At 28.9% G+C, this 13042-nt stretch carries 13 protein-coding genes; 7 read left to right on the top strand and 6 right to left on the bottom strand.

Annotated features, from left to right (window positions below):
• Nucleotides 1-63: 63 nt before the first annotated feature.
• The 4 genes from Q0J69_RS09600 to Q0J69_RS09585 form a co-directional block, all read right to left on the bottom strand.
• The gene (locus Q0J69_RS09600) at nucleotides 64-243 is read right to left on the bottom strand and encodes a (2Fe-2S)-binding protein (RefSeq protein ID WP_297206750.1); all 180 of its coding nucleotides are present in this window, start codon (nucleotides 241-243) and stop codon (nucleotides 64-66) included.
• Nucleotides 233-445, bottom strand: coding sequence for a (2Fe-2S)-binding protein (locus Q0J69_RS09595; protein ID WP_297206748.1), 213 nt, complete (start codon nucleotides 443-445; stop codon nucleotides 233-235). Before Q0J69_RS09595 ends, Q0J69_RS09600 begins: the two co-directional genes overlap by 11 nt.
• Before the next feature lie 71 nt (nucleotides 446-516).
• Nucleotides 517-1047: a DUF308 domain-containing protein gene (locus Q0J69_RS09590; RefSeq protein WP_297206746.1), complete on the bottom strand. Its 531-nt coding sequence runs from the start codon at nucleotides 1045-1047 to the stop codon at nucleotides 517-519.
• Between the two features lie 84 nt (nucleotides 1048-1131).
• Nucleotides 1132-1629 carry a DUF2147 domain-containing protein gene (locus tag Q0J69_RS09585; RefSeq protein ID WP_297206744.1) on the bottom strand — a complete coding sequence of 166 codons (498 nt, stop codon included), beginning with the start codon at nucleotides 1627-1629 and terminating at the stop codon, nucleotides 1132-1134.
• Nucleotides 1630-1841: 212 nt separating this feature from the next.
• Here Q0J69_RS09585 and thrC point away from each other — a divergent pair, with 212 nt between their 5' ends.
• Complete coding sequence (gene thrC, locus Q0J69_RS09580) at nucleotides 1842-2897, top strand: threonine synthase (protein WP_297206742.1); 1056 nt, start codon at nucleotides 1842-1844, stop codon at nucleotides 2895-2897.
• A 2-nt stretch (nucleotides 2898-2899) separates the two neighbouring features.
• Complete coding sequence (gene thrB / locus Q0J69_RS09575; RefSeq protein WP_366030565.1) at nucleotides 2900-3862, top strand: homoserine kinase; 963 nt, start codon at nucleotides 2900-2902, stop codon at nucleotides 3860-3862.
• Between the two features lie 64 nt (nucleotides 3863-3926).
• Here the strand turns inward: thrB and recN are convergent, their stop codons facing one another.
• Nucleotides 3927-5648: a DNA repair protein RecN gene (gene recN / locus Q0J69_RS09570; RefSeq protein ID WP_297206738.1), complete on the bottom strand. Its 1722-nt coding sequence runs from the start codon at nucleotides 5646-5648 to the stop codon at nucleotides 3927-3929.
• A complete protein-coding gene (locus tag Q0J69_RS09565; RefSeq protein WP_297206736.1) occupies nucleotides 5648-6526 on the bottom strand; it encodes an NAD(+)/NADH kinase in 879 nt (292 codons plus the stop codon). Before Q0J69_RS09565 ends, recN begins: the two co-directional genes overlap by 1 nt.
• A gap of 106 nt (nucleotides 6527-6632) precedes the next feature.
• Between Q0J69_RS09565 and Q0J69_RS09560 the strand changes: the two genes are divergently transcribed.
• From Q0J69_RS09560 to Q0J69_RS09540, 5 genes are all read left to right on the top strand, one after another.
• Nucleotides 6633-7370 carry a lysophospholipid acyltransferase family protein gene (locus tag Q0J69_RS09560; RefSeq protein ID WP_297206734.1) on the top strand — a complete coding sequence of 246 codons (738 nt, stop codon included), beginning with the start codon at nucleotides 6633-6635 and terminating at the stop codon, nucleotides 7368-7370.
• Between the two features lie 84 nt (nucleotides 7371-7454).
• A complete protein-coding gene (locus Q0J69_RS09555) occupies nucleotides 7455-7730 on the top strand; it encodes a hypothetical protein (protein ID WP_297206732.1) in 276 nt (91 codons plus the stop codon).
• 11 nt (nucleotides 7731-7741) lie between these two features.
• Nucleotides 7742-8059 carry a hypothetical protein gene (locus Q0J69_RS09550; RefSeq protein WP_297206730.1) on the top strand — a complete coding sequence of 106 codons (318 nt, stop codon included), beginning with the start codon at nucleotides 7742-7744 and terminating at the stop codon, nucleotides 8057-8059.
• Between the two features lie 186 nt (nucleotides 8060-8245).
• The gene (locus Q0J69_RS09545) at nucleotides 8246-10840 is read left to right on the top strand and encodes an ABC transporter substrate-binding protein (protein ID WP_297206728.1); all 2595 of its coding nucleotides are present in this window, start codon (nucleotides 8246-8248) and stop codon (nucleotides 10838-10840) included.
• 89 nt (nucleotides 10841-10929) lie between these two features.
• Nucleotides 10930-12870, top strand: a complete 1941-nt coding sequence (locus Q0J69_RS09540; RefSeq protein WP_297206726.1) for an ankyrin repeat domain-containing protein — start codon at nucleotides 10930-10932, stop codon at nucleotides 12868-12870.
• Nucleotides 12871-13042: the final 172 nt, after the last annotated feature.

Below are 13042 nucleotides of genomic sequence, written 5' to 3'. Positions count from 1 at the left end.
TAAAAAAGGAATAGAGAATAATTAATTTTCTATTCCTTTTATATTTTATTGTATAGCAAAATTTTACTTAAGTCTGTCCTTAAAAAGTTCTTTTAATTTATTTCTGCATCCTCCGCAGGCTGTCCCTGCTTTTGTCTTTATCACTAATTTTTTTAAAGTGTCAATACCCTGTTCTTTTTTTAAGAGTTCTATTTCCTCTAATGAAAGTTCTTTGCATTTGCATATAAAATCATTATTCTTCAATCTGTATATCACCTGTTTTATTATATTCTTCCAGCAGATCTTTTATATCTCCTCTGCAGCTCCAGCATGTAATTCCAGCCTTTGTAGTATGCATAACTTCTTCCAAAGTTTTTAAATCTTTCTTTTTAATAGCATTTACCACCTCTTTGTACTTTATATTTTTACAAAAACATAAAGTGCTGTTGGCATTCTTTTGTATCATAATTTGCTCCCCAATATTTATTATAAAAATATAATTAATTTTAACAAAATAGAAAATAAAATCAATGATATTTATGCTTTAAAAAATTTTCCATAAGCAAACCATAATTGAAGCGTTATTATTCCGTAGAATATTAAACATAATCCAAGAACAACGCTTACATAAATAGCACCAAGTACTGGATTGAATGTTAATATTATACCAACTATTAAAGTAAGTATTCCGCTAAGCATAGAAAGCCCCCATTGATTATAGCCATGTTTTTTTAACTCTATAGATGATGATATAGATACAATACCCCTTACTATTACAAAAAATGCAACCATATAAGGTATGAATGCTCCGCTTATAGCTAAATTAGAAACTATAATAATACCGCATATAGTAGATATTATACCATCTAATAAAATTAAACTAGAGCCTGATACATGTCTTATACTGAAAAAATAAAATATTGCACTAATACCAGAAAAGATAGTTAAAAATCCTATAACATAAGCAAGCATTAATATAGTTTCTGCTGGATTAAACATTGTTGCTATACCTGATATAATTAATAATATACCAAATATTAACCATAGTACTCTTCCTAATTTTCCCATAAAAAATCCTTAAAAAATATTTGTATTTATAATAATAAATTATTATAAAAAAAACAATACGATATCAATAAAAAATATAAAATATTATAAAGTTTTACCTTCTATAGTTCTTAATTTATTTCTAGGAACATCATTATATTTATTTTGAACTCTAGTCCATTTTACTGTAGCTCCTACAACACCTGATTTATCTAATGATGCTTTAAGAAATAATGTATTTTTATCTTCTGATAAACTTATTTTAGCGTAGAATATGCTTCCTTGATCCGTATGGTATATTCTTCCAGTTTGCCATTCTCCATTTTCAAATACCATATCATATATAAATATTAACCCTATAAGCTCCTTATCTCTTAAATCTTTATTGGGATTATGTATATCAAGATTACTTTTTACATCATCATGAAGTTTAACAGCGTATGCGTATAGTTTATTATTTATTACTATTGTTTTAACTATTTCCATTCTTCCTCTTGGTTTTTCTGGCATAAGCCAAAAACCTTCAGCATCATTTGCACTATAGGCATAAATTAAGTTAGTTAAATTAAAAATAATTATAATTAAAAATACAACTCTTTTCATATAAAAATCTCTGTTAATTAATATAATCATATTTTAACATTTTAAACTTTATTGTCAATTTTATAATGAATATATGATACTTTTATCATAAAAAAAATTTTATATAATATAAAAGTATTGAAAAATTATTCTTTATATTATATTCTATATTAAATACTATTAATGATAATTATTATTTTATTAAGAATAATAAGATAAGAAAGGATAATATTATGAAATCATGGAACGGACTTTTAAGAGAATACAAAGACTATTTGCCTATTACAGATAAAACCCCATTAATTACCTTGCATGAAGGAAATACTCCTTTAATAAAAGCTGAAAAAATAGGAAAAGAACTTGGAGGCATAGAATTATATTTTAAATATGACGGACTTAATCCTACAGGTTCATTTAAAGACAGGGGTATGGTTATGGCTGTTGCTAAAGCTATAGAAGAGGGTTCTAAAGCTATAATGTGTGCTTCTACAGGAAACACATCAGCATCTGCTGCTGCTTATGCGGCAAGAAGCGGTATTCAATGTATAGTTGTTATACCAGATGGAAATATTGCTTTGGGTAAATTAGCACAGGCTTTGATGTACGGAGCTAAAGTTATAGCTATTAAGGGTAATTTTGATGAAGCATTAAAAGCTGTTGTTGATATTACAGATAAATATCCTATTACATTAGTAAATTCAATTAACCCTTTCAGACTTCAGGGACAAAAAACTTCAGCATTTGAAATTTGCGATACATTGGGAAAAGCTCCTGATTATTTGTCTATACCTGTTGGAAATGCTGGAAATATATCTGCTTATTGGATGGGTTTTAAAGAATATAAAGAAAATGGAAAAGTATCAAATTTACCAAAAATGATAGGCTTTGAGGCTGAGGGATGTGCTGCCATAGTACAAAATAAAGTAATAGAAAATCCTCAGACTATTGCTACAGCTATAAAAATTGGTAATCCTGCAAGCTGGAAACTTGCGGTTAATGCTGCTAATGAATCAAACGGTTTTATAGATTCTGTTACTGATGATGAAATATTAGAAGCCTATAAAATGCTTACAAGAGAAGAAGGAATATTTGCTGAGCCTGCTTCTGCTGCTTCGCTTGCTGGAGTTATAAAAACTTATAAGGCTGGAAAATTAAACAAAGGAGATACTGTAGTTTCTGTACTTACAGGCAACGGGCTTAAAGACCCTGATAATGCCATTAAAATTTGCGAAGCTCCTATAAAAGTAGATAATAACATAGAAGAAATAAGGAAGGCTATAGGGATATAATGATGAAGAAAGATGAAAAGAAAAATAGTAAAGATAATAAAAATAAGAAACTTGTAACTTTCAAAATACCTGCAACTAGTGCTAATATAGGTTCTGCTTTTGACAGTGTAGGACTTGCCTTAGATTTGTATAATGAGATTCATATATACTCTAATGAAAATTCTAAAAATATAGAATTTGAAATAAGCGGAGAAGGCGAAAGTGAAATATCAAAAGATAATAATATGATACTTGATGCCATGAAATTGGTATATAAAAAATTAAAGGCAAAGCCAGATAAAGGATATATAATAAAATGTATAAATAGAATACCTCTTTCACGCGGGCTTGGAAGCAGTTCGGCAGCAATAATAGGAGGACTTCTTTCTGCAAACTATATATTAGGGAATAAACTTTCACTTGAGGATGATATACTTAATATGTCTGTTCAATTAGAAGGTCATCCTGATAATGTATCTCCTGCTATATTAGGAGGAATCATATCTGGGGTGGTTAGAAAAAATGAGGATTTTAAATATGTTAAGATAAATCCTCCTAAAGGATTAAAAGCAATAGTTGCTATTCCTAATTTTCATTTAAGTACAGAGAAAGCAAGAAATGCTTTGCCTAAGGAAATAAGTTTGAAAGATGCTATATTCAATATTTCAAGAGCAGCACTTCTCACTTCTGCATTATCTTCTAATAGACTTGATTTGCTTGAAGTTGCTACAGACGATAAACTTCATCAGGATTACAGAGCTAAGTTTATTCCAGGACTAAAAGATTTATTTAAACAAGTAAAAATAGCAGGTGCATACTCTGTTACTATAAGCGGAGCAGGATCATCAATACTTTCTTTAGTAAAAGATGATGAAAAAATTATTAAGAAAGTTTCCAATGCAATGAAAAATAGTTTCTCAAAAAAGAAAATAGATTCTGAAATAAAAGTATTAAATATACCTATAAAAGGTGTTTTAATAAAATAGATTTTTTAACATGCTGGTAATTTTTTATCAGCATGTTTTTTATTATAATAAGTATATTAAAATATTATGATATAATAGATTTTTTGGCATGTTCTAATAATTCTTCTGCATGTTTGATGCTTGCTTCAGTGATTTCCTTACCAGTAATCATTCTAGCTATTTCCTGAACTCTTGCAGAATCATCAAGTTCTTCTATTGTAGAAGTTACAGTATCTTCGCCTTCATTTTTTGTAACCTTAAAATGAGTATTAGCATATATTGCAATTTGAGCTAAATGAGTAACGCTTAATACCTGCTTTCTTTTTGAAAGAGATGCTATTTTTTCTCCTATAACTTCGGCTATTCTTCCTCCAACTCCTACGTCAATTTCATCAAATACGCATGTTTCACAGTAATCTCCAATGGAAAGAACGCTTTTTAATGAAAGCATTATTCTTGATATTTCGCCTCCTGAAGCTATTTTTCTTAATGGCTGGAACATACTTTGCTTATTTGGTGCTATGATAAACTCTATATTATCTATTCCGCTTGAGTTTGCTTTTAAATGAGAGCCGTCTATTATAAGTATACCGTCATCATCTTCATCAAGAGTTATTTCTACATCAAATTTTGTAGATGACATTCCTAAATCATTCATTTCATTTTCTATTGCTTTTATAAACTCATCTTTTCTGTTATGTCTTATATCAGATATTTCTTTTGCCAATATGGAAGTTTTTTCTCTTAATGCTTCTATTTCATTTTTAAGATTTTGAATATCATCTTCTGAGAAATTTAATGATTCCAATTTTTCTTTAGCTTCTTTAGCATAATTTATAATTTCTTTTATATTTGAACCATATTTCTTTTTTAGCGTATTTATGAAAAAAAGTCTTTCATTAAGAGATTGCATTTCATCAGGGTCAAATTTTGTTTTTGCTCTGATTTCTGTTAATACATTTTTTATATCTTCAAGATTTAATGTTATGCCTTCTATTTGAGATGCCATATCAGAAAGTCTATTGTCATATTTTGATACTGACTGCAAAGCACCTATACTTCTCGTAAGTTTTATATATGCTCCTGATTCGCTTCCAAATATATCCTTATTTATAGCTGACAGTGATGATGCTATACTCTCAGCATTAGACATCATAGTTATATCGTTTTTTATATCTTCATCTTCATTAGGTTTTAATTTGGCATTTTCTATTTCATCTATTGCATATTCTAAAAAAGATTTTTCTTTTAATATGGTATTTTTATTCTGAGATATTTCATTATACTGTTTTATTAGTTTTACTAATTTATTATAATGTTCTCTGTAATTTTCTAGTTTTTCATCAATATTCAAATAACTGTCATAAAAATTTAAATGATTAATAGGATTAAACAATGACTGATGTTCATGCTGTCCATGTATATCAACTATTAAATCTCCAAGCTCTTTTAATTCAGCAACCTTAACTCCTACATTATTTATAAATGATTTGCTTTTTCCATCTTTTGTTATTTCTCTTTTAATATTAAGTTCATCATTATTTATTTCTATATTCCATTCTTTTAGTTTAGCTTTTACTATGCTTGATGATGACTGCAGGCTGAAGCATCCTGTAACTATTAGCCTATCTCCATTTGCTCCAACCATTCTAGTAGAGCCTTTTTCCCCTGTTATAAGTTCTAATGCACTAATAATTATACTTTTTCCTGCTCCTGTTTCTCCAGTTAAAACATTAAAGCCGCTATGAAAATTAATTTTTAATTTATCTATTAGTACAAAATTTCTTATTTCAAGATATTTGAGCATTATCTACCCCAATTAAGTTTATTGCGAAGTATATCATAAAATAATCTATTGGCACTTTGGAATATATAGCAGCTTTTATTACTAATTTCTGCTTTTACAATATTATTATTATCAAATTGGCATACTTCATATCCGTCTATTGTTATCATCGCTTTTAAAGATTTCTTAGTAAGTTCTAATTGTATGCTGTCTTCTTTAGGTATTACTAAAGGTCTGAATGTAAGAGAGTGAGGTGCTATTGGAACAAATGATATTGCATCTATACTTGGAGCTAATATAGGTCCTCCTGCACTCAAAGCGTATGCTGTAGAACCTGTAGGCGTAGCTATTACAACTCCATCTCCTACTATGGAAGATATCATTTTACCAGATATTATAATATTTATATAAATTGCTCTTCCTCCGCATTTGCTTAGCACCAATTCATTAACTGCCAAATATTCTTTAACTTTTGATTTTTTATTTGAAGATATTCTTACAGACAGAAGAGTTCTTGGTTCTATTTCATATAATGTTTTTTTATTATCAAGATATTCTTCTAATATAAGATATGCTTCATTCGGCGGTATTTCTGATATAAAGCCTAAGGTACCATTATATATAGGAAGAACAGATATATCATATTTTACAGCTATTTTTAAAGCGGATAATAAAGTACCATCTCCGCCTATAGATATAAGCATTGATACATATTTTAATTGTTTTATAGCTTTGCATACATTATAATATGTTGATATATCATAATCTATAACTATATCTTTTACATTATATTTTTTCAATATTTTTTTTATGTTCTTCACTATAATATTGGGATCGCCTCTCATTGTGTTAACGATTATCCCAACTATTTTTTTATTGTCTTTTATATTACTTTTCATAATAAATTAATCTTATCATTAAAAATAAAGTATAATTATAACAAACAGTGATTAATATATCAAGTTATATATTGATAATTTTTAAATTTTGTATTAAACTGTAGGCATGATTTTATTTAGTATAATTTATTTTTTAATATCTATTATATTTACATTGGTATTGGTTATCATATTATTTTTACTTTATCCGTTTACTAGAATATTTGGAAGAGCTGCCGCTATAAATTATGTTCATTCTATAGGTAAATTATGGGGAAGTGTAATAATGCGTTTAACTTTATCATCTTTTAAGATAGAAGGAAAAGAAAATTATGATTCTAAAAAAACTTATTTATTAACCCCTAATCATCAAAGTTCATTTGATATATTCTGCTGTTTTACGATATTCAAAAAATCTTATGCTTTTGTTTCAAAGGATACTTATGGAAAAGTTCCATTTATAGGAAAAGGGATGGAGCTTGCTAATTATATATTTGTTAAAAGGGGTACTGTAGGTGCTGCTAAATCTATAGATGATATGGAAAATAGATTAAAATCTAATACAAGTATTATTATATATCCTGAAGGAACTAGAAGCGATACTGGAGAAATAAAAAAACCTAAAAGAGGAATATTAAAAATAGCAGAGAGATGTCCAGATATTCCAGTACTTCCTGTTGTTATATATGGAACTAGAAGTATAATGAAAGCTAGGAGCTTGAAGGTAACTCCATTTAGGAAGATAACTGTAAGATTTTTAAAGCCTTTTTATTTTAATGAAATAGAAGGCGATGATAATGCCAAATTAGATTATTGGTATGATATCATGTCTAAAAATTACAATGAGTTAAAATCTGAAAATTGATTATGTAATATTCTTTATTTTATGTCTTTACAAAGTTAAAATTATTTATATAATATTTGTAATTAAATTATGTGAGGAAAATAAATGTCTGTTAAATGCGTTTGGTGCGGAAAAAACATAGAAGAAGTAGAAGGTCAGGCTACTATGGATACATGTGATGAGTGTGAAGATTTTTTTGAAGAGCATATTGATGATATATCAGCCTCTTTAAATGAACTTCTAAAAAAAAATGAATCTTCATCATCAAAACCAACTGATAAAAAGGCTTGGATTAGCTATTCACTTATAACAGCAATTCACATGCTAAGTTCCAAACCATATATAGAGTTTAAAGATTCTAAATATAAAGATTTGCTTTAGGATAATAAAAAATGAGAAAATTATACATTATTACTTTTATATTTTTTTGCTTTGCTTTTAGTTTAACTCCAAAGAGTCAGGAAAATTTTTATTGTGAATATTGCGGCAATAGATTTAATTCTGTAAAAATATTAACATCTCAAAACTGCATGCGTCATCCTAACGGCAATTATAAAGGTAAGCATAAACTTTATGAAGGAAGCGAAAAAGATGAATATACATGTAAATACTGCGGTAATAAATATAAAACTTTAAAACAATTAACTTCATCAAAATGCATGCGTCATCCTAATGGTAATTATAAAGGATATCATGCACCTGCTTTATGATTAATATGGAATCTTTAGTTTTATATTTAATGTAAAAGACTGCATATTTATCATTTTTATATAAGTACTTTTGAAACAAATATATTATCTAATTATAAATCATTCATATTTTTTAAGCATTATTATTTATTGACATTTATTATTTATGCTATTATTATATATTATGTTAATTTGTGAGGCTTTATAATGAAATTAAATAATAAATTATATATTCTAATATTATCAATTATAATTTTATCATGTTCAAATAATCAAGAAGAGATTGAACAAAAAGAAATAGACAGAGGCGGATCATTAATAGATAAAATAATATATGAAGTAAGAACAGATATGACAATAGCTATTAAAGATGTTGCAGACGGAAGGGCTGATTTAATGGCTAGCGGAATAGACGGAGGAATATATTTATCATTAAGTGAAAGCGATTTAGAAAAACTTGATACTTATGCTGTACCTTCTGGTTCTTGGAGTTTATTATTTAATCCAGTACCTAATAAATCCCCTTATACAGTTACAACTAAAGACGGTAAAACTTATTTTAATCCTTTAGCTATAAAAGAAGTAAGATTTGCTATGAATTTTTTGATTGATAGAAAAAAACTTGTTGATGAAATTTTAAGAGGAGCAGGCGAGCCTTCATTTACACAGGCTACACCTGGACAGCCAGGTACTTACAGATATAATCTTATTCCTTCAAAAATGGGCATGACAGCAAACGGCAACGAAGAGAAAGCAATTAATGATATAAACAAAGCCATTGAAAAAGCTGCTGCCTTACCAGAAAACAGAGGAAAATTAGTAAAAGAAAATGGATGGTGGAAATATAACGGTGAAATAGTAACTATTAAATTTGTTATAAGGGTTGATGATCCTACAGGAAGGCTTCCAGCTGGTAATGCAATATCCGATTTGATAGAAAAAACGGGCATAAAAGTAGAAAAGTTACTATATGATAGAAATAAATCAACACAGGTCGTATACGGTTCAGACCCAAAAGATTATGAATGGAATATTATAACAGAGGCTTGGGGGGCAGGTGCAACAAGAGCTTGGTGGGACGTTACATTAAGACAGATGTATGTAAGAGAAGGAAATTATATGCCGGGAGGAAATATTTCTGAGTTTTGGAATTATGATAATAGAGAGGCTTCAAGGATAAGCGATAAGAATTCAAATGGCTGGTTTTTGACTGCTGATGAATATTGGAGTGGTAATATGCGTTTGCAGGAAATAGGACTTGAAGATGCTGTAAGAATATATTTGAACTCTCAGACTCAGTTTTTTGTAGCTAATAAAGAGAGATTTAATAAAAGAATGCTTTACGGAGTAGGGGATGGTGTTAATGACTGGTCTATAAGAAGTGCCGATATAAAGCCAAACCGAAACGGAGAAAAAATATTAAGAGTACTTCAGCATTCAGCTCAGGGTTCATTATTTATAAGTCCTTGGGACCCTGTAGGTGTAGGAGGATTTTCTGATGCTTATTCTTCAATAATGATAGGTCCTTGTTCCGATGCTGGAGCCACTTTTGAATCGCCTTCTACTGCAAAGACAGAGTTTATACTTGGAGAGGCTGATACTAACAGTTTAGAAATAGGAGTGAGAGCTGGAAATAACGGCATACCAGTAGGTACTATAAAAGTGCCTCAAAATGCTAAAATGTATAATCCTTATACTCAGAAATGGGAAGAGGGACTTACTGTAAAAGTTAATGAAAAAGGAGAGTTAGTTTATCAAAAGTCTGATAATCTTACCGCTTATGTAAAATGTGATTTTAAGCCTAGAAGTTTTAAATGGCATCATGGCATAGAATCTTCTTTAGTTGATTTGATGTACGGAAGCGTATTTATAGCTAATGTTATAACAAAAACTAATGAGAATGATAAATATTATGATTCTGCTATGGCTGGAAGATATCTTTCTGCTATGGATGGATCTGTTGGAAGCGTTATAAATGAAGACGGAAGTTTTACTCTTTATGGAAATTATTATTGGCCTATGGATATGGATAGACAAATTGCTATTGCAGCAGTTAGTCCTAAAATAGGAAACCCAAATAGAAATACTGTTATTCCTTTTGAGATAAATGAAGCTATAATGAAAATTGTACTTGAGGGTTCTAAATCTGGAAATGTTTATACTATTTCGCAGGATCAGTCTTTAACTTCTATAGATGTAAAAAATCCTACATGCGTATCGGATATAAAAGAGAAATTAATTGAGATGAGAGATAGTGAATATATACCTGCAGGCATAGAAGATTTTATAACAAAAGAAGAAGCTGTTAAAAGATATCAGGCTGCTATTGACTTCATAGATAAATACGGACATGCTTATATATCAAATGGACCTTTCTTTATATCAAGAATAGATTCAAAGGCTAATTATATAGAGTTAACCGCTTTTAAAGATTATAGTTATACTGCTGAGTATTGGATTAAAAGATTATCAGCTAAAATGAGCCGAATAGAAGATATTGAAATGCCTGCTATAGCAAACAGGAATAATGATATTAATATGGATATTTATGTTTCTTCATATAACTATCCTGATAATGCTTTGGAGCTTCCAGACCCTAATACTACTGTGAAAGTTTTGCTTCAGTTACAAAGTGGAGGTGAAATAGAGTATAAGGCAGTTTTACAGGACGATGTGTTTAAACTTACTATACCAAAAGAAGAATTATTATCTCTTCCTAGGGGCAATTATATAGCTATTATAGAATCATATATTGCTGATGAAACTCCTTATATAGAAACAAGAAGTTTTGTATTGCAGTAGATGCGGTATATATTTTTTAATTTTACTGCTTTTAATTTATAAAAAATATGTTATTATATTCAGTAATTTAATTTGTTTAAGGTGTGGTTATGGAAAATATGGAGAATAATTTAAATAATAATGATCTTAATAATAATTCAAGCAATAATGAATCAAATAGTAATGTTATAGTTAATAATAATGACAGTGCTATAGAAAGAATAAATAAATCAAAAGAAGCGGAAGAAAATAAAAAATATATATTCAAAGTAGCTGTAGTAGCTTGTGCCATAGTATTCGTACTTCTTGTTGGTGCTGGAATATTGGTTGGTTTGTTCTTATTTGTAAAGGGCAATTCTGATATGGAGAAAATGGTTAGCAGCTATAAAATATACAGCGAAGAGATATATAATAAAAAATATGGCGACAGAGTTGTAAAAGAAATGGTTAATAATTATGGTGCTGATGTTAATGAAACAGACAGCGATAATCAAACTCCTTTATATCATGCTGTTCAAAATAATAATATTAAAGCTGTTAAGTTTTTATTAGAGAATAAAGCTGATACAGAAATAGCTAATGATTCAGGAATTAGTCCTCTTGTACTTGCTGTAAGTAATAATAATACAAAAATAGCAGAACTTCTTATAAAAGAAGGAAATGCAAATGTATACGGTTCTTATGCTGGCAAGTATTTAGATAATTATCCTATGTATTATGCGGTTTCTCATACTAATAAAAATATGATAAAACTTCTTTTAGATAATTCATTTGATTTAAAAAGAGAGCCTTCACTTTTGGGTTATGCTATAGAAAATAGTGATGAAAGTATAGTACGCTATTTAATAGATAATGGAGCTGATATTAATTATAAAAATGCTGACGGCACAACTATACTTTATAATGCCGTTTTATCTCTTAATCCTTCTTTAGTTGACTATTTCTTATCAAAAGGAGCTAAAATAGAAGAGGCTGGGGAAAGCGATCTATACGGAAATATAATAATGGCTGCTGCTGGTTCTAAATTTAATAATACTAGTTCATCTCCTGTAGATTTAGTATTGGTTCAGCAGAAATCTGCAGACAGTGCCAAAATAATGGAAAAAATAATTACAAATATAAATAAAGGTGTATTAAATAGACTTGTTAATGGGAAAAATGCATTAATAATAGCAAGCGGTAATTCATATATAGATACGGTTAAAGTGCTTCTTACAAATGGTGCTGATGTTAATTCTGCAGATAATGACGGATGGACTTCTTTAATGTATGCGGCAAACAATGGCGATATTGAACTTGCTAAAGTATTAATAGAAAATAAAGCTAATATTAATTCTGAAAGCTATGAAGAGAAAACTCCTTTAATTTATGCTATGAATAGCCCTATAGAATCAAGCCGAACTGATATGATAAAACTTCTAATAGAAAATAAAGCTAATGTGAATAAAGAGGATAGTAACGGCATAAGTCCTTTAACAATTGCTGTTATGAATAATGATGTTGAGCTTACAAAATTATTAATAGCAAATAAAGCTAATCTTTCTATAGTTACAAAGGATGGTGAAAGTTTAATTGAATATGCTATAAATAATGATAATGTTGATTTGCTTCAGGTATTAGTGGAAGCTGGGGCTGATATAAATTATGCGGGAATATCAAGTTATACTCCGTTAATGATAGCTGCAAAAAGCGGAGCTGAAAATATAGCTAGAATTTTATTAACACAGAAAGTAGATATTAATGCTGTTGATAAATATGGAGATACTGCTTTGCATATAGCTTCGGAGTATTCTAAACTTCCTATTGTTAGAATGTTATTAGAGAAAAAACCGAATCTTAATATACAAGATCAAAATGGTGATACTCCTTTGCATAAAGCAGTTAATTCTGGAAATATTGATATAGTAAGTGAGTTAGTATTATCTGGTGCTGATGTTATGATTAGAAATAATAATGGAAAATATCCTATAGATATAGCCAAAGATAATAATAATAGTGCTATATTTGAGATATTAAGAGAAGCAGAAGAAAAACAAAATGCTAATATGTAATTAGCTAATATTTTTAATTTACGTTTGACTTTAATTCTAAATTGTATTAATATGTTGCAACATAAATTAATTTGGAGAATAATATTATGACGGTAACCGCACCGCACCGCACCGCACCGCACCGCACCGCACCGCACCGCACCGCAATAAATAATTTATTATATTTTTCTTT

Origin of the sequence: uncultured Brachyspira sp. (assembly GCF_944388875.1) — a bacterium.
Taxonomy (GTDB): Bacteria; Spirochaetota; Brachyspiria; order Brachyspirales; family Brachyspiraceae; genus Brachyspira.
Note: the sequence above shows the minus strand (reverse complement) of the source record. Positions and strands in the feature narration are given on the sequence as shown.